Consider the following 20,241-nt stretch of genomic DNA (forward strand, 5'->3'; position numbering starts at 1 on the left):
CGATCCTTCGACGGAACGTGGATGAAATAGTTGTCGCTACATGGAATACTGATCGACGTCGATGCGCTTGCATACATCGGACGGGGACGCTCTCCCCGCGACGACCGTCACACTCGAGGAGAAACCATGACCGACACCGTCACCATCCCCGGCTACAAGGCCGGCACCTGGGTCATCGACCCCACCCACAGCGAGGTCGCGTTCAGCGTCCGCCACCTGATGATCAGCAAGGTCAAGGGCAAGTTCGAGCGCTTCACCGCCACGTTCACCACCGGCGAGAACCCGCTCGACTCCAAGGTCGAGGCCACCGCCGAGGTCGCCTCCGTCAACACCAACGAGCCCAACCGCGACGGCCACCTCCGCACCGGCGACTTCTTCGAGGCCGAGAAGTACCCGGAGATCCACTTCGTCTCGACCGCCGTCCGCCCGAACGGCGACGACTTCCTCGTCGACGGCGAGCTCACCATCAAGGGCACCACCAAGCCCGTCACCTTCGAGGTGGAGTTCGGCGGCTTCGGCACCGACCCCTACGGCAACTACAAGGCCGGCCTCACCGCCAAGGCCACCATCGACCGCACCGACTTCGGTCTGACCTACAACGCGGCCCTCGAGACCGGTGGCGTGCTCATCGGCGAGAAGGTCACCATCACCCTCGACCTGCAGGCCGCCCACCAGGCGTAGTCCGAGCCGATCGACCGGAGCCGTCCCTCCCCCCGGGGAGCGGACGGCTCCGTCGTTCCCGGAGCCGGTCCGGGATCAGAGGATGCCGAGCTCCGTCAGCTGCTCGGAGATGCCCGCGCCGTCGGGCGCGAAGACCCAGGTCGTGCCGCTGGTCAGGGAGCGGTCCTCGGCCTTGGAGCGGCCTCCCGCGAGCACCGCCTCGCCTGTGGAGAGCTGGCGGATCGCGATCGCCGCGACCTTGTCGGGGTGCTCGTCCGCGAAGTCGGAGTAGATCTCCTCGTCGTGCTGCCCGTCGTCGCCGACCAGCAGCCAGCGCACGTCCGGGAACTCGGCCGCGAGTCGGCGGAGGTTCATCTCCTTGTGCTGCTTGCCGCTGCGGAACCAGCGGTCGTGCGTCGGGCCCCAGTCGGTCAGGAGGAGCGCTCCGGCCGGGTACAGGTGCCGCGACAGGAAGCGGGTGAGCGCCGGGGCGACGTTCCACGCGCCGGTGGAGAGGTAGATGACCGGGGAGCCCTCGTACTGCCGGGCGAAGCGGTCGAGGAAGACCGCCATGCCGGGCGTGGGCATCCGGGCGTGCTCGTCGAGCACGAAGGTGTTCCAGGCGGCGACGAAGGGGCGGGGGAGCGCGGTGACCATCACTGTGTCGTCCACGTCCGACACGACGCCCAGCCGCGCCTCCGGACGCACGATGAAGACGGGCGCCTCGACGGGCTTCGAGCCCGCGGTCGAGAAGGTGATGGTGTGCCAGCCGGGCTCGAGCGTGATCGGGAGGTCCGCGTCGACGACTCCGCCGCGGTCGGCCGTCACCCGGTGGGTCTGCCCGTCGGCCTCGACGGTCACGACGGCCCCGCTCACGAAGACGCTGGTGAAGCTCCGCCAGCCGCGCACGCCCTCGACGGGGCGGACCTCCTCGACCCCGGGAGGGGTCGGCCGCGTGTAGAGGACGCGGGCCAGGACGCGCAGCTGCGTCGTCGAGCCGTAGCCGGTGTAGGGGATGACCCTAGGGACGTAGCCCTTGCGCTTCACGCGCCTCATCCGGAAGGAGTGGAGTCGGTCCTCGAGGCGGGCGGCGCGGTGCATGACCTCCGCCTTGCCTGCGCTCAGGGGCTTGCTCTCGGGCGTCAGCGGCATCCGCCCAGTCTGTCAGACCGGATGCCGGACCGCGGATCGCGCTCTCACGCGATCGTCAGGCTCCGGTGGGCTCGATCAGCTCGGGGCCGTTCGCCGAGACGGAGCCCACGGCTGCACCGACGCCGTGCACCTCGAGCTCCTCGGCCAGCTCGGCCGCGCCCTCGGCGGCCGCACGCAGCAGCTCGCCGTCCCCGGGGGACGCCGGGTCCAGCCAGTCCTCGATCAGCTCCGGCTGCAGCAGCACGGGCATCCGCTCGTGCACCTCGGCGAGCGGCCCGGCGGAGGGGCGGGTGAGGACCGTCGCCGAGAGCAGCCACGGAGAGCCCGGCTGGGCCGAGCGCCACCACTCGTAGAGACCGGCGAACAGGAGGAGCGAGCCCTCGCCCGGCGAGACGTAGACGGGGGCCTTCGCCCCGTCCGCGCCGACCCGCCACTCGTACCAGCCCGAGGCGGGCACGATCGCGCGCCGGGAGGCGTAGGACTCGCGGAACGACGGCTTCTCGGCGACGGACTCGATCCGCGCGTTGAACAGCGGCGGCCCCGCGGACGGGTCGGCGGCGGAGCGGGGCACCAGGCCCCAGCGGGCTCCGGCGAGCCGACGCCGCGGCGGGCTGCCCTCCTCGACCCCCTTCATCGACTCCGCGACGACGGCGATCCGCTGGGTCGGCGCGATGTTCCAGGACGGCTCCGGAAGGTCGGCGCCCGGCTCGTCGATGTCGAAGAGCGCCACCAGGTCGGCGGTGGTCTGCGAGAGGACGAAGCGTCCGCACATGGTTTCTCCCGGGTGTATCGGACCCGCGGAGCCGTCGCCCTTCCGGGGGCGCGAAACACGAGGGACTTTCGATGAGACGACCCCGACCGGCGGTCGCCGTGCGTACGATTGTAGGAACCACGACCGAAGGAGCCCGCCGTGCCTCTTGGAAACCTCGTCGATCGACCGTTCGGTGAATCGTCCCAGGTCCGCAACGAGCCGGTGCAGGTGCGCAGCGCCGCCCGTCTCGCCTCGCTGCTCGACGCGGCGGCCGCCGTCGTCGACGAGGTCGGCTTCGACCGCCTGACCACGGCGATGGTCGCCGAGCGCGCGGGAGCCGCGATCGGCACGGTCTACCGCTACTTCCCGGACCGCATCGCCGTCCTCCAGGCGCTGCGCGAGCGGGCTCTCGAGCGCTTCCGCCGCCGCGTCATCACCGAGATCCGCGACACCCACCCGGGCAACTGGTGGGGCGCGGTCGACTGCGCGATCGACGCCTTCTGCGAGATGCACCGCAACGAGCCGGGCTTCCGCTCCATCCGCTTCGTCGACACGATCCACGCCCCCGAGGTCGCGGGCGAGGCGTTCGAGGCCGGCTTCTTCGCCCGCCGCTTCGCCGAGATCCTCGCGTCCGAGTACGGCCTCCCGGGCGGCGCGCAGCTGTCCTTCCGCCTCGAGGTGACCATCGAGGTCGCGGACGCGCTGCTCACGCGCGCGTTCCTCATCGACCCCAACGGCGACCAGCGCTTCATCGACGAGAGCCGCTCGCTGCTGCGCCACTACATGACCTCGCACTACGGAGCCGTCGAGGAGTCCTGACCGGCTAGGGCTGTCAAGGCCCTAGTCGCTCCCGGAACATCCCGCAACACTTCGCGGTCCGGGTTGGCAGGCGGCTGCTAATGGTGTTTTCCTTGCCGCCTGGCCCCGTTCGGGGCCGCGGGCCGTGCAACGGCCGGACGCGCGGAGCGAGAGCGGGCACAGTCGTGGACCAGGGACAGATCGGCGCGCACACCGCCGGACGGCGGGCGGCCTCGTGATCGAGTTCCGCAACGTCAGCAAGCAGTACCCGGACGGCACGCGGGCGGTCGACGACTTCTCGCTCGTGCTGCCCTCCCGGCAGACGACGGTCTTCGTCGGCTCCTCGGGCTGCGGGAAGACCACGATCCTCCGCATGATCAACCGGATGATCGAGCCGACCTCCGGCACCATCGAGATCGACGGCGAGGACATCTCGTCCCTGCCCGCCGTCGCGCTCCGCCGCCGCATCGGCTACGTGATGCAGAACTCCGGCCTCCTGCCGCACCGCAAGGTCATCGACAACATCGCGACCGTGCCGCGGCTGAACGGGGTCGCCAAGAAGCAGGCGCACGCCCGCGCGCTCGAGCTGATGGACACGGTCGGACTGGACCGTGCGCTCGCCGCCCGGTACCCCAGCCAGCTCTCCGGCGGCCAGCAGCAGCGCGTCGGTGTGGCGCGCGGCCTGGCGGTCGACCCGAACATCCTGCTGATGGACGAGCCGTTCGGCGCGGTCGACCCTCTCGTGCGCGCCGACCTGCAGCGCGAGACCCTGCGACTCCAGGACGAGCTCGACAAGACCGTGGTCTTCGTCACCCACGACATCGACGAGGCGTTCCTCCTCGGCGACCAGGTCGTCATCCTCGAGAAGGGCGGCCGGATCGCGCAGAAGGGCTCGCCCGCCGAGATCCTGGCGAACCCCGCGAGCGAGTTCGTCGCCGGCTTCGTCGGCGCCGACCGCGGCAAGCGCTCGCTCCGGATCGAGGAGCGCGACGGCGCCCGCATCGTGGTCGACGGCGACGGGCGCCCGACCGGAGTGCTGCGCGCGCAGGACGGCCCCGCCGCGTGAACTGGGTCGTCAACAACACGGACGCGATCGTCGCGAACCTGCTGGCGCACCTGGCCCTGTCGGTCCCGCCGATCCTGCTCAGCTTCCTCGTCTCGCTGCCGTTCGGCTGGTTCGCGAACCGCTACCGCTGGAGCCGCGGCACCCTGCTGACAGGGCTCGGCGTGCTCTACGCCATCCCCTCGCTGGCCATGTTCATCCTGCTGCCGGTCCTGCTGGGCATCCCGCTCCGCTCGACCGCCAACGTGATCACGGGCCTCACCCTCTACGGCGTCGCGCTGATGGTCCGCACCACCTCGGACGCACTGGGCGCGGTGTCGGACGACGTCCGCCAGTCGGCGACCGCGATGGGCTACTCCGGCTGGGCGCGCTTCTGGCGGGTCGAGTTCCCGCTGGCCGGTCCGGTCCTGCTCTCGGGCCTGCGCGTGGTCACGGTCAGCACGGTCAGCCTGGTGACGGTCGGCGCGGTGCTCGGGATCCAGAGCCTCGGCCTGCTCTTCACCGACGGCTTCCAGCGCGGCATCACCGGTGAGATCGTCACGGGCATCGTCCTCACGATCGTCCTCGCGCTGGTGCTCGACGGACTGCTGGTGCTGATCGGCCGTCTCCTCATGCCCTGGACGGCTCTGGACCGCACGCGCCGCTCGCGCAGACCGGTCGCGGTCGAGAGGGCGGTGACGTCGTGAACCTCATCGCCGAGGCCTTCGCCTGGATCGCCGACCCCGCGCACTGGACCGGGGTCTACGCGATCCCGACCCGTGTCGCCCAGCACGTCGGCATCAGCCTGCTGGTGCTCGTGATCGCGGCCGCGATCGCGATCCCGATCGGCTACCTGATCGGGCACACCGGGCGCGGCAAGGGCATCGCCGTGCCGGTCGCAGGCGGTCTGCGCGCCCTGCCGACGCTGGGCGTGCTCGTCCTCGCGGCGATGAGCCTGGGGCTCGGCCTCGGCGCTCCGGTGATCGCCCTCGTCGTGCTCGCGATCCCGTCGGTGCTCGCCGGCGCGTACTCCGGGCTCGAGGCGGTCGACCGCCGCACGGTCGACGCGGCGCGCTCGATGGGCATGACCGAGTGGCAGATCCTGACGAAGGTCGAGATCCCGCTGGGGCTGCCGCTGCTGATCGGCGGGCTCCGCTCGGCGGCGCTGCAGATCATCGCGACCGCCACGCTCGCCGACTACATCGGCGCCGGCGGCCTCGGGCAGTACATCTTCCGTGGAGTGAAGTCGGGGGACTACCCGCAGATGCTCGCCGGCTCGATCCTGGTGATCGTGCTGACGCTCCTCAGCGAGGTCCTGTTCGCCCTCCTCCAGCGGCTCGCCGTGCCGCGCGGAGTCGTGCTCGGCCTGGCCGGCACCGCCGGCCGCACAGGTTCCCGCGCCTCGTCGCCCCGACGACGCGCGGTGATGGGAATCCCCATCGAAGAAGGGAAATAGCAATGTTCACAGCACATTTCACGAAGGGCCGTGTCGCGCTCAGCGCACTCGCGGTCGGTGCCGTCGTGGCACTGGCAGGGTGTTCCTCGAGCGATCCGCTCGATGAGGGATCGGGTGCGACTGCGGGCAGCGAGACCATCGTGGTCGGCTCGCAGGACTACTACTCGAACGAGATCCTCGCCGAGATCTACGCGCAGGCGCTGGAGAACGACGGCTTCACCGTCGACCGCCAGCTGCGCATCGGCCAGCGCGAGATCTACCTGCCCGAGATCGAGAGCGGATCCATCGACGTCTTCCCGGAGTACGACGGCAGCCTCCTGCAGGCGCTCGAGCCCGACGCGACGGCCACCACCGCCGACGACGTGTACTCCGCGCTCGGCGACGCGCTGCCCGACGGCCTCCGCGCCCTCGACGCCGCTGAGGCCAGCGACCAGAACTCGTACACCGTCACCCAGGCCTTCGCCGACAAGTGGGACCTGACCGACATCGCGTCGCTCAAGAACGTCACCGACCCGATCGTGGTCGGCGGCAACTCCGAGCTGCAGACGCGCCCCTACGGGCCCGACACCCTGCAGTCGAAGTACGGCATCACGACCACCTTCCAGGCGATCGAGGACAGCGGCGGATCGACCACCGTCGACGCGCTCACCAGCGACCAGATCCAGCTGGCGAACGTCTACACGGCCGACCCGAACATCCAGAAGAACGACCTCGTCGCTCTCGAGGACCCGGACGGACTGTTCGTGGCCGACAACGTCGTGCCGATCGTCTCGAGCAAGATCACGGACGACGCGGCCGAGGTGCTGAACGCGGTCAGCGCGAAGCTCACGGCGGACGACCTCGTCGCCCTCAACTCCGAGAGCGTCAACGAGCAGAAGTCCGCGTCCGCGATCGCGGGCGAGTGGCTGAAGTCGGCGGGTCTCGTCGACTGATCCTCCCCGGATCCACGCCCGGAGGCGCGTCACTCGTCGAGGTGACGCGCCTCCGCTCTGTTCAGGAGCTTCTTCCCGAGGAGCACGAGCAGGGCGAAGACGACGATGACGCCCACGAAGACGTAGCCGGCGCCGTGCAGGCTCTCCGAGAGCTCCCGGTAGCTGCCCGCCGCGGCCGCGCCGACGCCGACGTAGGCGGACGACCAGAGCACGCACGCCGGGATCGTCCAGGCCATGAAGGTCCGATAGCGCATCCCGCTCATCCCCACCGTCAGCGGGATCAGCGAGTGCAGCACCGGCAGGAAGCGCGAGAGGAACACGGCGAACCCGCCGCGCCGCGCGAGGTAGCGCTCGGCCTTCAGCCAGTTCTTCTCGCCGAGCCGGCGTCCCAGGCGCGACGCGCGGATCCGCGGCCCGAACCAGCGGCCGAGGTAGAAGCCGACGGACTCGCCGCAGAGGGCGCCGATGACGACCGTGACGGCCAGCGCCGCGAACTGCAGCGGGCTGGTCACGCCGGTCGCGCTGACGATCACGATCGTGTCGCCGGGGACGACGAGGCCCGCCAGGATCGTGGTCTCGAAGAAGATCGCGAGTCCGGCGAGGAGCGTCCGCCAGACCGGGGGGACGCTGACGACGAAGTCCAGGATCCCGGTGAGGGTGTCGTTCACCGGGCGCCCCCGCCCGCCGGGGACTCGATCGGGGGCTGGGGCCGACGGCGGCTCCGGATGCTCGGCATGGCTCGATCGTAGGGGCGCACGGCTGGGCGGCGGCAGGGCTGCGCCCGGGAGGCCGGTGGACGCCGGGCGGTCAGGGGACGTCGACGAGCGCGGAGGCCGCCGGGCCGGTGCCGTTCGCCGTGACCGCCTGCACCGAGAGGGTGTAGCTGCGGCCCGGGACCAGCTTCGTGAAGGTCTGCGAGCGCTTGGTCGCGGCGACCACGGCGCTCCAGGCTCCGGCTCCGTTCGTGTCCGAACCGTCGCGCGACACCCGGTAGCCGGTGACCGCCGAGCCGCCGGTCCCCGCGGGGGGCGACCACGCGAGCGTCGCCGTGCCGTCCGAGCCCGCCGTGGCGGTGACGGCGGTCGGAGCGCCGGGGAGCCCGGCGGAGACGAGGGTCGCGGTCAGCGTGGTGCTGCTCCCGGGAGTGACGACGCTGTGCGAGGCGGCGCCGCCGTCCGACCAGGACGAGAACCGGTAGGCCGTGCCCGACGCGTCGGTCTGGTCCGGGACCTCCAGCTGGAGGGCCGAGCCCGCCCACGAGACGACGGTCGTGCCTCCGGCGACCTCGGTGCCGTTGACGACGACCGTCCGGCCGGCGGGAGCGGTGGCCAGGGTGACGGACACCTTCTGCGGGGAGAACGTCCGCGTCGCCGTCGTCGACACTCCGCTCGAGTCAGTCGCGGTGACGCTGATCAGGAGGTCGCTGTCCGCGGCGGCGGCGAGGTCCTCCGGGCCGGGGGCGACGAAGGAGAGGTCGTTCCCCGTCAGCGGCCCGAGGAAGGGATGCGTGTGCTGAGCGTGGCGGCGCTGGACGGTCCAGGTGAGCGCCGAGGCGGGCAGGACGCCGTCCTCGGCGTCGGTCGCCGTGGCGCGGAGGCCGTAGCTCCGGCCCGTCACGAACACCCCTCCGTCGGCGGGTGCGGTGATGCTCACCGTCGGGGCACTGTCGCCCGAGGTGATCCTCGTCGTCGCGGGTGCGGAGACGGCTCCCTTCGGATCGCGGACGCGGAGGGACGCGGTCCAGCTGCCGGCGGCGTAACTGTGGGTGAAGGTCGGGCCGGTCGTGATGCGGTCGGGGGTGCCGTCGCCGAACGACCACAGGTAGGTCAGGGCACCGCCCTCCGGGTCGCTGCTGCCCGAGCCGTTCAGCCGCGCGGCGAGAGGAGCCGCGCCGGAGGAGGGGGCGGCGGTGAGGGCCGCGGTCGGAGCGCGGTTCGCCGCGGCGGTGTAGGCGAGGCGCCGGACCTCGCCGCCGTTCGCGTAGCTGGTGTAGAAGAGGTCCTGGGTCCCGCGCGAGGGACCGAAGGCCATGGCGACTGCGCTGCTGCCGCCGAGGCCGGTCACGAGGTCGCCGGCCGCGCCGGTGCGGCCGAGGGTCCGGATCTTCCCGCACACGTAGTCGCCGAAGAGGTACGCGCCGTCGTAGGCGGCCGGCCAGACGCCGCGGGGGACGTAGGCGCCGCCCGTGATCGAGGCGCAGCCGCTGCTGTGCGCGTAGTCGTGGACCGGGTCGGTGAGCCCGGCGGGCGCCGCGGCTCCGCAGTTCGAGGCCGAGCCGGTCTTCGCGCAGTGGCCCTCACGGGTGTTCCAGCCGTAGTCGGCGCCGGCGACGCCCTGGTCGATCTCCTCCCAGGCGTCCTGGCCCACGTCGTTGATGCGGAAGACGGTGCCGGTCGCGTTCGGGTCGAAGGCCATCCGGAACGGATTGCGCAGGCCGCTCGCGAAGGTCTCGCGGCAGCGCAGGCCCTCGGCGGCCGGGGCGAGCCGGCAGGAGGCGGTCCCGGTGCCCAGGTAGGGGTTGCCGGCCGGGACGCCGCCGGTGAGGGTGATCCGGAGGATCTTGCCGTTCAGGATGTTCGGGTCGCGGGCGGCGTCGTTCCGGCCGCCGCAGCCGCTGCCGCCCGGCGAGCCGACTCCGCCGCGGTAGTCGCAGCCGCCGTCGCCGACGCTGACGTAGAGCAGGCCGTCCTTGCCGATGGCGAGGTCGCCGCCGTTGTGGTTGCTCGCGGGGGAGTAGATGCCGTCGAGGAGGACGCGCTCGGAGGCCGGGTCGATGCGGTCGTCGGTGCCGAGCTGGAACGAGGAGACGCGGTTGCGCGGGGCTCCCGCGGGGTTCACCGTGCCGCCGGCGTTGGTCGGGCAGGAGGAGTCGGAGCCCTTCGCGGTGTAGTAGACGACGACGGTGCGCGAGCCCGGTGCCGGGTCGACCGCGAGGCCGAGCACGCCGCGCTCGCCGTTGGCGCAGACCTTCGAGCGCAGGTCGAGGGCCGGGGTGGCGATAAGGCTGCCTCCGCGGATCACCCGGATCGCTCCGGTCTGCGAGGAGACGAGGGTGCGCCCGTCGGTCGTGAAGGCGAGGGCGGTCGGCGCGGGGACGGCCGCCACCCGGGAGTCGGTGAAGCCGGCGGGCACGACGGGAGCGGCGGACGCCGGACCCGCGGGCCCGGCGACGAGCGCGGCGGCCGTGATCGCCAGGACGGTGAGCAGGGCGAGACCGCGGGGGCGGATCCTCGAGCGGGGCATCGGTGACTCCGAGACGGTCGGCGCTGCTGAGCGAGCGGCGGTCTGCGGCGGTGCAGAGGGCGCTGTCGGCGATGACGCGGGGCCAGGATAGGCGCGCGCGGCGGAGGGGCCGTGTCCCCCTTCAGGGTCAACACTGGGGGCTCCGGGCGCGGTGTCCCCGGGCCGCTCACGTCGAGCGGGGCTGCAGTGCGTCGGCCCGCCGGTTCACTCCAGAGCGGGCAGGACCACCGCGCGGACCGCCTCCGAGAACCGGGCGTAGCCGGCCTCGTCGAAGTGCAGGCCGTCGTCGACGAAGAGGGAGGGGTCGACAGAGCCGTCGGAGGTGACGAGCGCGTCGGCGGTGGGGACGAAGGTGACGCGGTCGTCCGTCTCGGCGTAGGCGCTGACCGCGGTGTTGGCGGCGCGGACCTCGGCGCCGACGGAGGCGCGGGCGGGCGTCTCCGCGATCTCGACGTAGAACAGCTCGGCGTCGGGGGCGACCTCCTCCACGCGCTGGAGGTACTCGACGACGGCGCCGGCGGTCTGGGCGCCGGTGCGCGAGCCCTCCTCGCCGCTGATGTCGTTCGCTCCCACGTACACGATCACGGCGCGGGGATCGAAGGGGACGACCATGCGGTCCAGCCACGCGAGGTGATCGGCGACGGTCGTGCCGCCGATCCCGATGTTGTAGGTCTCGAGCGGACGCAGGTCCTCCTTGGAGGTCGTCCAGCGGCCGATCGTGGAGCTGCCCGTGAGGACGATGCTGTGCTGCGGGAACCCGGCGGCGAAGCGCTTCTCGAGACCGGCGACGCGCTCGGCCATGTCGACGGAGGAGGTCGGGCCGGGGTCGGGGGAGCTCGCGGCCGGAGCGCCCGCGCCTCCGCTCCGCGAGGCGAGCGAGAGGGCGATGCCCGCGCCGGCGAGGACCAGCGCGAGCACCAGCAGCGCGACCAGGAGGCGGAGGCGGATGCGGCGGGGGCCGGGGGCGGAGCCGGAGGGCGTCGCTCGAGTCATGGCTCGATCCTCGGGCATCGGCGGGGGCGCGTCGTCCACGAGGAGGCCGTCCGAGGACCCGCGCACCCGGTGGCCGTCTCTCCGTCACCGGATCGCCGTGATCGAATACGCGCAGAACATCACAGAGGATGCACAGCCGTGCGACACTTGCACATCGCCATCGCCATCGTCGCCGCCGGCCGACTTCCGATGGACGATCACGACGAGGACTCATGGCACGCGCACGCATCACCTGGGTGGACACGGCGAAGGGCATCGCGATCATCCTGGTCGCCCTGGCCCACTCCGTGCAGTGGACCACGACGGCCGGGATCGCCCCCGACTCGTGGAACGAGATCAACCTCCTCCTCATCACCTTCCGGATGCCGCTGTTCTTCCTCGCCTCGGGGCTGTTCGCCGGCTCCGTGCTCACCCGGTCGTGGCCGGAGCTCTGGCGTTCGCGGCTGAGCCTGCTGGTCTGGGCCTTCCTGCTCTGGTCCGTGGTGCGGTTCCTCTTCTTCCTGGTGGTGCCCAACCCGGGCGGCACCGACGAGTCCGACCCGCTCGCGCTGCTCCTCCAGCCGGTGATGCCGCACAACGGGCTCTGGTTCCTCTACGCGCTCACGATCTTCTTCGTGGCCGCCAAGCTCGCGCAGGGCCGGATCGACTGGCGGGTGCAGATCGGCATCGCGACCGCGATCGCCGTGGTCTGGTACGCCGTCCGCTCCAGCACCTCCGAGGGCACCGGGAACATCGCCTGGGACGGCATGGCCCGCTACCTGATGTTCTTCCTGCTCGGCCTCTACCTGCGGAACGCGGTGATCGCGTTCGTGGAGCGCCGCGGGATCCTCAGCGGAGTCGGCTTCGGCGTGCTGTTCCTCGTGCTCGCCGGCGTGATCCTCGCCGTCCGCGCCCGCTTCCCGCTGCTGACGATCGGGCTGGTCCTGGTGAGCGTGCTGGCGGTCCTCGCCGGGCTCGTGGTCGCCCGCTTCCTCTCGAACCGGCGCGGCGCGGGCTGGATCACCTTCATCGGCCGCAACACGCTCCCGGTGTACGTGGTGCACGTCCTCTTCGTCTCGCTCGCCACGAGCGCCCTGCTGCTCTTCGACGGAGAGCGCTGGCTCGACGTCATCGGGCCGGTCGTGCCGCTCCTGGTCTGCGGGATCGGCGTCGCGGCAGCACTGGGCTACTGGCGCCTCACCCGCGACCTGCCCGTGCTGAAGTACGGCTTCCAGGCGCCCGCCTGGTTCTCCGGCTCCCGCTCGCGCGTCGACGCCGGCTGACCGCGGGGCGCCCGCCGACGGCGCCTCGGCATCGGCCCCGGGAGTCTCTTGAACGGTTTCCCAGAGCCGATCGCGCGGATGTGCGCCTGGGAATCCGCTGAAGGCCCGTGAGAGGAAGTCTCAGCGCTCCGTCGCCCGCCTGATCGCTCGGCGTCGAGAGGCCGGCGGCGGCTGGTCCGACGGAGGCGAGCCCCGCTCCGCAGTCGCCGCGCGGTGGACTCCCTCGACGTCGAGAGGGACTGTCTCGACGTCGAGCGACCGGTCGGCGGGAGCGCTCGGAGGGGCGTCCGGGGCCACCCCGGAAAGGGTGCCGCCAGGAGCTCGCGGAAGGCCGCACATCCGCCCCAGTACTGGGATCGGAGGCCGTCGGACCCCTTCCGCCGACCTACTCTCGGAGCTGTGAACGAACTCCTGGACCCGCTCCTGCTGTCGAGATGGCAGTTCGGTCTGACGACGATCTACCACTTCCTGTTCGTGCCGCTCACGATCGGCATGGCGCTCACCGTCGCGATCTTCCAGACCTGCTGGGTGCGCACCGGGAAGGTGCACTACCTGCAGCTGACGAAGTTCTTCGGGAAGCTCTTCCTGATCAACTTCGCGATGGGCGTCGTGACCGGGATCGTCCAGGAGTTCCAGTTCGGGATGAACTGGAGCGACTACTCCCGTTTCGTCGGCGACGTCTTCGGGGCCCCGCTGGCGTTCGAGGGCCTGCTCGCCTTCTTCCTCGAGGCCACCTTCATCGGCCTTTGGATCTTCGGCTGGGACAAGCTGCCCGAGAAGCTGCACCTGGCCACCATCTGGCTGACCACGCTGGGCACCACGCTCTCGGCCTACTTCATCATCGCCGCGAACGCGTTCATGCAGAACCCGGTCGGCTTCCGCATCAACGAGACCAAGGGCCGCGCGGAGCTCACCGACATCTGGGCGCTCCTCACCAACAAGGTCGCTCTCGCCGCGTTCCCGCACACGATCTTCGCCTGCTTCATGGTCTCGGCCGCCGTCATCATCAGCGTCGCGGCCTACCACCTCTCCCGGAACCAGCACCTCGAGACCATGCGCCCCGCGCTGAGGTTCGGCGCCTGGATGATGCTCGTCAGCGGCGGCCTGACCCTGTTCACCGGCGACTCGCTGGGCCTCGCGATGGTCGACACGCAGCCGATGAAGATGGCGGCCGCGGAGGCGCTCTACAGGACCTCCACAGGCGTCGACGCCTCCTTCTCCGTCTTCACCTGGGGCACGCCGGACGGCTCGAGCGAGCTGTTCTCGATCCGCATCCCCTACCTGCTCTCCTTCCTCTCGACGCACACCTTCACCGGCACGGTCGAGGGCATCAACGACCTCCAGGCGCAGTACACCCAGGTCTACGGACCCGGCGACTACACGCCGATCATCTGGGTCACCTACTGGTCGTTCCGCTGGATGATGGCGCTCGGCGTCCTGGCCATCGGCGTGGCCGCGGCCGGCCTCTGGTTCACCCGGAAGGGCCGCGAGCCGAAGCAGTGGATGTGGAAGGTCGCGATCTGGGCCGCCCCGCTGCCGCTGATGGCGATGATCGTGGGCTGGGTCTTCACCGAGATGGGCCGCCAGCCGTGGCTCGTGTTCGGACTGCTGAAGACCGCCGACGGAGTCTCGCCCGGAGTGAGCGGCCTCGAGGTTCTGATCTCGCTGCTCGCCTTCACCGCGATCTACGGCACGCTCGCCGTGGTCGAGTTCCGCCTGATCAAGCGGGCCGCGCAGGCCGGCCCCGACGACGCTCCCGAGGTCGACGAGGAGAGCGGTCGCCCGCAGCTCGTCGGCACCGTCTACTAGGAGGCACCCCTCATGGATCTCGCCGTTCTCTGGTTCTGGATCGTCGCGTTCTTCTTCATCGGCTACTTCGTCCTCGACGGGTTCGACTTCGGCGTCGGCATGTCGCTCCCGTTCCTCGGGCGCGACGACACCGACCGCCGCGTGCTGATCAACACGATCGGCCCGGTGTGGGACCTGAACGAGACGTGGGTGATCGTCGCCGGCGCCGCCCTGTTCGCCGCGTTCCCGGAGTGGTACGCCACGCTCTTCAGCGGGTTCTACCTGCCGCTTCTGCTCATCCTGCTCGCGCTGATCGCCCGCGGCGTCTCGTTCGAGTACCGGCACCAGCGTCCGGAGGCGCAGTGGAAGCGGCGCTTCGACACGATGATCGTCGTCGGCTCCGCGGTGCCCGCCTTCCTCTGGGGCGTGGCCTTCGCGAACATCGTGCAGGGCGTCCCGATGGACGCCGACCACAACTTCACCGGCACCGTCCTGGACCTGCTGAACCCCTACGCGCTCCTGGGCGGAGCGACGACCCTCCTGCTCTTCTTCACGCACGGAGTCGTCTTCGTCGCCCTGAAGACGGAGGGGGAGATCCGCGAGCGTGCGCGCCGCCTGGCGACCCGCGCGGGGCTGCTCACCGTGGTCGTCGCCGCGGTCTTCCTGGCCTGGACCAACCTCGGCCAGGGGAGCACCGCCTCCTGGGCGCTCTCGGCGGGCGCGGCCGCGACCCTCGTCGGCGGCTGGCTCGCCATCACGCGGGGCCGGGAGGGACGCGCCTTCGCGCTGCTGGCCGGCACCATCGCGCTCGCCGTGCTCGCCCTCTTCGCGACGCTGTTCCCCGCGGTGATGCCGGCCTCGAACGTCCCCGCCTACGGGCTGACGATCGAGAACGCCTCCAGCACGCCCTATACGCTGACGGTCATGAGTTGGACCGCCCTGGTGTTCGTGCCGCTCATCGTCGGCTACCAGGCCTGGACCTACTGGATCTTCCGCAAGCGCATCAGCCGCGCGCACATCCCGGTCGACGCCCACTGACGTGAAGCCCCTCGATCCTCGCCTGCTCCGCTACGCCCGGGCGGCCCGCGTGTTCCTCCTGCTCGGCGGGGTGCTCGCGCTGGCGAGGACCCTGGCGATCGTCGCCTTCGCGTGGCTCGTGGCGCAGCTGGTGGCCGGTGCGGTCGACGGGAGGACCGCCGACGATCTCGCGCCGCTGCTGGCCGCCCTGCTCGCGGTCGTCGCGGCGCGGGCGGCTCTCGCCTGGGCGACCGAGGTGAACGCGGTGCGCGGAGGAGCAGGAGCGAAGGCGCAGCTGCGGCAGGCGGTCCTCGCCGCACTGGTCGAGCTCGGCCCGGCGGGCCGTTCCGAAGGGGGCTCGGGCGGGGTCGTCGCGCTGCTGGGCGGCGGACTGGACTCCCTCGACGGCTACTTCGCCCGCTACCTCCCGCAGCTGATCGCCACCGCGGTGGCGACGCCGCTCCTGACGCTCGTGGTCTTCCTCGCCGATCCGCTCAGCGCGGTGTTCCTGGTGGTGACCCTGCCGCTCATCCCGGTGTTCATGGTGCTGATCGGCTGGGCGACCCAGGCCGTGCAGGCGCGGCAGTGGGAGCGGCTGCAGGCGCTCGCGTCCGGCTTCGTCGACACCGTCGGCGGCCTCGCAACACTCAAGATCTTCGGGCGGGCCGAGCGGCAGGCGACGCGGATCCGCGCGCTGACCGAGGACTACCGCGTGCACACGATGAAGGTGCTGCGGGTGACCTTCGTCAGCGGCTTCGTGCTGGAGCTCGCCGGCTCGCTCTCGGTCGCACTGGTCGCCGTCTCGATCGGGCTGCGGCTCGTCGACGGCTCGCTGGGGCTGGCCGTCGGGCTGTTCGTCCTGGTGCTGGCGCCGGACGTGTTCCTGCCGGTGCGCCAGGTCGGTGCCGAGTTCCATGCGGCGGCGGACGGGGTGCAGGCGGCGGACCGCGCCTTCGCCGTCCTCGAGCGCGCGGCGGCCCTGCCCGCTCGCGGGAAGGCCCCGGCGGCGACGGGGGCGCTCGAGCTGCGGGGTCTCGCGGTCGACGACGGACGCGGGCGGACGCTCGCTCCTGTCGACGCGGTGCTCCCCGTCGGGTCGATCACCGCGGTGACCGGGCCCAGCGGGTCCGGGAAGTCGACGCTGCTCGCCGCGCTCGCGGGCTTCGTGCCCTTCTCGGGCACGCTGCTGCTCGGCGGGTCGCCGGTCGCGGATCTGCGGTCGACGCTCGCCTGGGCGGGCCAGCGGCCCGACCTGCTCCCGGGGAGCGTCGCCTCCGCCGTCGGGCTCGGAGCACTCTCGCCGGACCCCGAGCGCGTGCGGCGGGCCCTGGCGATCGCCGCGGTCGACGTGGACCCCGAGCGTCGGCTCGACGCCGAGGGGACGGGCCTCTCGGGCGGGCAGAGCGCCCGTGTCGCCGTCGCCCGCGCTGTGCACCGCCTGCTCGAGCGCGGGTGCGCGGTGCTGGCCCTGGACGAGCCGACCGCCGCCCTCGACGAGGAGTCCGAGCGGGCGCTGCTCGCCGGACTCCGGACGCTGGCGGAGAGCGGGACGATCGTCGTCGTCGCCAGCCACCGGCCGGCGACCGTCGCGGCGGCCGACGCCGTGATCGCCCTGGCGCCGGCGGGGGCGGTCGCGAGGTGAACCGCTCCGACGTCCTCCGCGCCGCGATGCCCGGGCCGCGCCGCTTCCTGCCGGGTCTGTCCTTCGGGCTGCTCTCCTCCTCGGCCGTCGTGGCGCTGCTGGCCTGCTCGGCCTGGCTGATCGTCCGCGCGGCCGAGCAGCCGCCGATCCTGTTCCTCTCCATGGCCGTCGTGGGCGTGCGGGCGTTCGCGCTGGCGCGGGCCTTCTTCCGCTACCTCGAGCGGCTGACCGGCCACGACGCCGCCTTCCGCGCGCTCGCGGAGCTCCGGGCGGGCGTCTACGAGCGCCTGGTGCCGGTCGCGCCGGACGGGCTGGGCCGCGTGCGCCGCGGCGACCTGGTCTCCCGGGTGGTGGCGGACGTCGACGCCCAGCAGGACGTGCCGCTGCGCGTCGTGCAGCCGCTGGTCGTCGCGGCGCTGGTCGCTGCGGTCTCCGTGGTCGGCGTCTGGCTGCTCCTGCCGGCGATGGGCGCCGTGCTGCTGGCGCTGCTGGTCCTCGCCTTCGCCGGTGGGGCCCTGGGCGCCGGCCGGCTCTCCGCGCAGGCGGACCGCGAGCTGGCGCCGCTGCGCGGGGAGCTCGCCGAGCGCCTCAACCTGCTGGTCACCCGCCTCGACGTGCTCATCGCCTTCGATGCGGCGGGTGACGCTCTGGCGGACGTGGCACGCGCGGAGGAGTCGCTCGCCCGGGCGGCGCGTCGACGGGCGGCCTCCACCGGACTGGCCGCGGCCGTCCTCGCCCTCTGCTCGGGTGGTGCGGTCTGGGCGGGCCTCGTGCTCGGGATCCCGGTGATCGGCGACCTCGGCGGTCCGGCGCTGGGAGTCGTCGCGCTCGTGCCGCTCGCGGTCTTCGAGGTCGCCGCCGCCGCGCCGCTCGCCGTGCAGGCGGCGCGCACCGCGCTCTCGAGCGCTCAGCGCCTGGCCGATCTGGACGCCGAGGCGGCGTCGCCGGCGCTCGCGACCGACGCGGACGTGGACCCGGATGCCCCGGCTCCCCGGGGCGCCGGCATCGTCCTGCGCGACCTGTCGGTGAGCTGGCCCGGCGCGCACACGCCCGCGCTGCGGGGCGTCTCGCTCGACCTGCGGGAGGGTGCGCGCGTCCTCGTCACCGGCGGCAGCGGGTCCGGGAAGACCACGCTCGCGCACGCTCTGGTGCGCTTCCTCGACCACTCCGGCAGCTACCTCTTGGGCGGAGTCGAGGCGCGCACGCTGCCGCAGGCGGAGGTGCGGAAGCGGGTCGGGCTCGTGGAGCAGCAGCCGTACCTCTTCGACGACACGATCCGGCAGAACCTCCTCTTCGCGCGGCCCGAGGCCGATGGCGCCGTGCTCGAGGCGGTGCTCGAGCGGGTCGGGCTCGGCCCCTGGCTTGCTGCACGCGGCGGGCTCGACGCGCGGGTGGGGGAGCGGGGCTCGCTCGTCTCGGGCGGCCAGGCTCAGCGGATCGCCCTCGCACGCGCACTTCTTGCCGATTTCCGCGTCCTGGTGCTGGACGAGCCGACGGCGTCGGTGGACGCTCCCGTGGCCGACGCCCTGCTCGGGGATCTGCTCCGCGCCGCCGAGGGGCGGACGGTGGTCCTGATCGCGCACCGGGTCGATCCGGGCCTGGAGTTCGACACGCGGATCCGGGTGGCGGACGGCACGGCGGCTCAGGAGCACCGGGCCGCCTGAGCAGGCGTCCGGCTCCGCGGGGCGGTCGGTCCGAGCGGCCGTTCAGCCGTGCTCCGTCGGGACCGAGGCCCGCGCCAGGGAGGCCGCGCGCGCCAGGCGCCCGCCCTCCGCCTCCCAGCGGTCGAGGACCGCGTCCGCCCGGGTCCGCGCCGCACCGCGCAGCCCTGCCAGGAGCGGAGCGACGACGTCGCGGGCCAGCGGGTCGCTCAGCTCGTCCACGCGGGAGTCGCGGACGAAGCCCTCGAGCCGGGTGAGGTCGGAGCCGCGCAGCCACTCGGCTCGGGACTGCAGCAGCACGACGGCCGCCAGCCGCGGCTCGAACACCGCCGGCTCCCACAGCTCGGAGGAGAGGGCGGTCACGTCGTCGTGCTCGAGCGAGCGGAACTTCCTCAGCGCGTCGCGGACGGTGCCGCGGACCGCCCCGACCGAGGCGCCTGTCGAGTCGAGCCCTGATCCCAGGCGCTCGCGCACGTCCTGCGCGCGCCAGACGTCGCCCTCGTACTCCAGGGCCGAGCGGATGAAGTCGCCGGGATCGCTCACCCCTCCATCATGCGTCGCGCGTCAGCCCCGGCTGGCCCAGACGGCCCGTCCGATGCCGTCGTACTCGACGAGGCGGCCGTCGTCCTGCAGCACGAGGCGGTAGGGCGCGACGACGCCGCTCTGGCCGATGCCGAAGGAGATCCTCGGGAACCGCAGCCAGAGGATCCGGGAGTCGGCCACGTCGAGCCGGCCCTCGGAGCTCATCGAGAAGGCGGCACCGGAGGCGGAGGAGGTGTTCGTCGCCCAGTCCGCACCGCTCGGCCCGTAGACGACGAAGTTGCCGTCGCGCTGCATCTCCGCCCGCCACTGCCCGCTCGCCGAGGTCAGCCGCGTGCCCGCGACGACGAGGCCGCTCGGGGAGAGCGAGTCGCGCACGACGAGCGCGGCACTGCTCCAGAGGACGCCGGAGTCGTCCGCGATCCGGAGATCGCCCTCGCGGAGGACCATCGTGGCGCCCGGCTCGCCGGACGTGTCCGAGGCCCACAGGGGCGCGCCGTCCGCGGTGTAGACCACGGCGTTCCCGTCGTCCTGCATCCGGAGGACGTTGCCCCGGCCGCGGGTGCCGCTCGCCCAGAGAGCCCCGCCCTGCCCGTAGACGACGAGGTTGCCGTCCGCCTGCATCACCGCCGTGGTGCCTCCCGGGGTGGCGAGCCGGTTCCCCGCGTAGAGGGTGCTGCCGCGGCGGAGGGTGTCGGTGCGCGGCTCGTCGATCCGGCCGCCGATGCTGCTGGCCCACGCGGCCGAGCCGCTGCGGCGGTAGATGACGAGATTGCCGTCGTCCTGCATCCGCAGCTCGCCGCCGGGGTCGGCCACCGTGCCGCTCGCCCAGACCGGGCGCCCGTCCGCGGCGTACACGACGAGGTTGCCGTCGTCCTGCATCCGCAGGCTGTCGCCGCGCCCCTGCGTGCCCGAGGCCCAGGTGGGACGGCCGCCCGCGGCGTAGACCACGGCGTTGCCGTCGGTCTGCATCACGAGGGAGGAGGCGCCGTCGGGGGACACCAGGCGCTCGCCGCGCGCGAGCTGCTCGCCGGCACGGAGGACCGCGGCGGAGGCGACGGCGGAGGACGCCGAGGGCGGGGCCTCGACCGCGGCGGCGGGCAGCGAGCCCAGCAGGAGCGCGCCCGTGGCGGCGAGCGCCGCGAGGGAGGCGGTCAGGGAGCGGCCGGAGGGGAGGTGCGTCATCGCAGGGGTCCTGTCGGGGAGGGCGGCCGAAGGCGCCGGAGTAGACGCCGCGGGGACCGCCCTCCCACTCCCGCAGCAGCTCCACCGCCCGGCGCTTGGGCGCTCCCGTCATCGAGCCG

18 protein-coding genes and 1 pseudogene are annotated in these 20,241 nt (G+C 72.5%); 11 read left to right on the forward strand and 8 right to left on the reverse strand.

Annotated features, from left to right (window positions below; translation table 11 throughout):
- Positions 1-126 precede the first annotated feature (126 nt).
- On the forward strand, positions 127-681 hold the full coding sequence (locus tag C5B98_RS03310) for a YceI family protein (protein WP_104223105.1): 555 nt from the start codon (positions 127-129) through the stop codon (positions 679-681).
- 75 nt (positions 682-756) lie between these two features.
- Here C5B98_RS03310 and C5B98_RS03315 read toward each other — a convergent pair whose 3' ends face one another.
- Complete coding sequence (locus tag C5B98_RS03315) at positions 757-1,812, reverse strand: App1 family protein (RefSeq protein WP_244229442.1); 1,056 nt, start codon at positions 1,810-1,812, stop codon at positions 757-759.
- A gap of 55 nt (positions 1,813-1,867) precedes the next feature.
- Positions 1,868-2,584: an SOS response-associated peptidase gene (locus tag C5B98_RS03320; RefSeq protein WP_104246545.1), complete on the reverse strand. Its 717-nt coding sequence runs from the start codon at positions 2,582-2,584 to the stop codon at positions 1,868-1,870.
- A 138-nt stretch (positions 2,585-2,722) separates the two neighbouring features.
- Between C5B98_RS03320 and C5B98_RS03325 the strand changes: the two genes are divergently transcribed.
- From C5B98_RS03325 to C5B98_RS03345, 5 genes are all read left to right on the forward strand, one after another.
- Complete coding sequence (locus tag C5B98_RS03325; RefSeq protein WP_104223107.1) at positions 2,723-3,382, forward strand: TetR/AcrR family transcriptional regulator; 660 nt, start codon at positions 2,723-2,725, stop codon at positions 3,380-3,382.
- 214 nt (positions 3,383-3,596) lie between these two features.
- Positions 3,597-4,427 carry an ABC transporter ATP-binding protein gene (locus C5B98_RS03330; protein ID WP_104225631.1) on the forward strand — a complete coding sequence of 277 codons (831 nt, stop codon included), beginning with the start codon at positions 3,597-3,599 and terminating at the stop codon, positions 4,425-4,427.
- A complete protein-coding gene (locus C5B98_RS03335) occupies positions 4,424-5,110 on the forward strand; it encodes an ABC transporter permease (protein WP_104223109.1) in 687 nt (228 codons plus the stop codon). Before C5B98_RS03330 ends, C5B98_RS03335 begins: the two co-directional genes overlap by 4 nt.
- On the forward strand, positions 5,107-5,859 hold the full coding sequence (locus C5B98_RS03340; protein WP_104225632.1) for an ABC transporter permease: 753 nt from the start codon (positions 5,107-5,109) through the stop codon (positions 5,857-5,859). The genes C5B98_RS03335 and C5B98_RS03340 overlap by 4 nt, the downstream gene beginning before the upstream one ends.
- A gap of 2 nt (positions 5,860-5,861) precedes the next feature.
- Complete coding sequence (locus tag C5B98_RS03345) at positions 5,862-6,791, forward strand: ABC transporter substrate-binding protein (protein ID WP_104223111.1); 930 nt, start codon at positions 5,862-5,864, stop codon at positions 6,789-6,791.
- 29 nt (positions 6,792-6,820) lie between these two features.
- Here C5B98_RS03345 and C5B98_RS03350 read toward each other — a convergent pair whose 3' ends face one another.
- The 3 genes from C5B98_RS03350 to C5B98_RS03360 form a co-directional block, all read right to left on the reverse strand.
- Positions 6,821-7,459, reverse strand: coding sequence for a DedA family protein (locus C5B98_RS03350; protein ID WP_104223112.1), 639 nt, complete (start codon positions 7,457-7,459; stop codon positions 6,821-6,823).
- 139 nt (positions 7,460-7,598) lie between these two features.
- The gene (locus C5B98_RS03355) at positions 7,599-10,034 is read right to left on the reverse strand and encodes a PQQ-dependent sugar dehydrogenase (protein ID WP_104327309.1); all 2,436 of its coding nucleotides are present in this window, start codon (positions 10,032-10,034) and stop codon (positions 7,599-7,601) included.
- Between the two features lie 204 nt (positions 10,035-10,238).
- Positions 10,239-11,027 carry a GDSL-type esterase/lipase family protein gene (locus C5B98_RS03360; RefSeq protein WP_181065445.1) on the reverse strand — a complete coding sequence of 263 codons (789 nt, stop codon included), beginning with the start codon at positions 11,025-11,027 and terminating at the stop codon, positions 10,239-10,241.
- Between the two features lie 212 nt (positions 11,028-11,239).
- Between C5B98_RS03360 and C5B98_RS03365 the strand changes: the two genes are divergently transcribed.
- The 5 genes from C5B98_RS03365 (at position 11,240) to cydC (ending at position 18,400) form a co-directional block, all read left to right on the forward strand.
- Positions 11,240-12,289 carry an acyltransferase family protein gene (locus tag C5B98_RS03365; RefSeq protein ID WP_104348320.1) on the forward strand — a complete coding sequence of 350 codons (1,050 nt, stop codon included), beginning with the start codon at positions 11,240-11,242 and terminating at the stop codon, positions 12,287-12,289.
- Positions 12,290-12,688: 399 nt separating this feature from the next.
- Positions 12,689-14,098 carry a cytochrome ubiquinol oxidase subunit I gene (locus tag C5B98_RS03370; RefSeq protein ID WP_104233758.1) on the forward strand — a complete coding sequence of 470 codons (1,410 nt, stop codon included), beginning with the start codon at positions 12,689-12,691 and terminating at the stop codon, positions 14,096-14,098.
- Positions 14,099-14,110: 12 nt separating this feature from the next.
- A complete protein-coding gene (gene cydB / locus C5B98_RS03375) occupies positions 14,111-15,115 on the forward strand; it encodes a cytochrome d ubiquinol oxidase subunit II (protein WP_104263596.1) in 1,005 nt (334 codons plus the stop codon).
- Position 15,116: 1 nt separating this feature from the next.
- Positions 15,117-16,736, forward strand: a complete 1,620-nt coding sequence (gene cydD, locus C5B98_RS03380; protein ID WP_104327310.1) for a thiol reductant ABC exporter subunit CydD — start codon at positions 15,117-15,119, stop codon at positions 16,734-16,736.
- A complete protein-coding gene (gene cydC, locus C5B98_RS03385) occupies positions 16,733-18,400 on the forward strand; it encodes a thiol reductant ABC exporter subunit CydC (protein WP_104327311.1) in 1,668 nt (555 codons plus the stop codon). The genes cydD and cydC overlap by 4 nt, the downstream gene beginning before the upstream one ends.
- Positions 18,401-18,442: 42 nt before the next feature.
- Here cydC and C5B98_RS03390 read toward each other — a convergent pair whose 3' ends face one another.
- The 3 genes and pseudogenes from C5B98_RS03390 to C5B98_RS03400 form a co-directional block, all read right to left on the reverse strand.
- Positions 18,443-18,940, reverse strand: coding sequence for a DNA alkylation repair protein (locus C5B98_RS03390; RefSeq protein ID WP_104327312.1), 498 nt, complete (start codon positions 18,938-18,940; stop codon positions 18,443-18,445).
- Between the two features lie 21 nt (positions 18,941-18,961).
- Positions 18,962-20,122 (reverse strand): hypothetical protein, encoded by a 1,161-nt coding sequence (locus C5B98_RS03395; RefSeq protein WP_181065446.1) that lies wholly within the window; start codon positions 20,120-20,122, stop codon positions 18,962-18,964.
- Positions 20,123-20,159: 37 nt separating this feature from the next.
- Positions 20,160-20,234 (reverse strand): annotated as a pseudogene (locus tag C5B98_RS03400) (hypothetical protein); the annotation flags it as partial.
- Positions 20,235-20,241: the final 7 nt, after the last annotated feature.

Source organism: Rathayibacter sp. AY1A5 (assembly GCF_002930875.1).
In the GTDB taxonomy this organism is placed as follows: Bacteria; Actinomycetota; Actinomycetes; order Actinomycetales; family Microbacteriaceae; genus Rathayibacter.

Excerpts from the sequence above, each read along its gene's own strand:
- C5B98_RS03365 (WP_104348320.1), top strand. The coding sequence starts at position 11,240 with ATGGCACGCGCACGCATCACCTGGGTGGACACGGCGAAGGGCATCGCG.
- C5B98_RS03360 (WP_181065445.1), bottom strand. The coding sequence starts at position 11,027 with ATGACTCGAGCGACGCCCTCCGGCTCCGCCCCCGGCCCCCGCCGCATC.
- C5B98_RS03315 (WP_244229442.1), bottom strand. The coding sequence starts at position 1,812 with ATGCCGCTGACGCCCGAGAGCAAGCCCCTGAGCGCAGGCAAGGCGGAG.
- cydB (WP_104263596.1), top strand. The coding sequence starts at position 14,111 with ATGGATCTCGCCGTTCTCTGGTTCTGGATCGTCGCGTTCTTCTTCATC.
- C5B98_RS03355 (WP_104327309.1), bottom strand. The coding sequence starts at position 10,034 with ATGCCCCGCTCGAGGATCCGCCCCCGCGGTCTCGCCCTGCTCACCGTC.
- C5B98_RS03345 (WP_104223111.1), top strand. The coding sequence starts at position 5,862 with ATGTTCACAGCACATTTCACGAAGGGCCGTGTCGCGCTCAGCGCACTC.
- C5B98_RS03310 (WP_104223105.1), top strand. The coding sequence starts at position 127 with ATGACCGACACCGTCACCATCCCCGGCTACAAGGCCGGCACCTGGGTC.
- C5B98_RS03395 (WP_181065446.1), bottom strand. The coding sequence starts at position 20,122 with ATGACGCACCTCCCCTCCGGCCGCTCCCTGACCGCCTCCCTCGCGGCG.
- C5B98_RS03320 (WP_104246545.1), bottom strand. The coding sequence starts at position 2,584 with ATGTGCGGACGCTTCGTCCTCTCGCAGACCACCGCCGACCTGGTGGCG.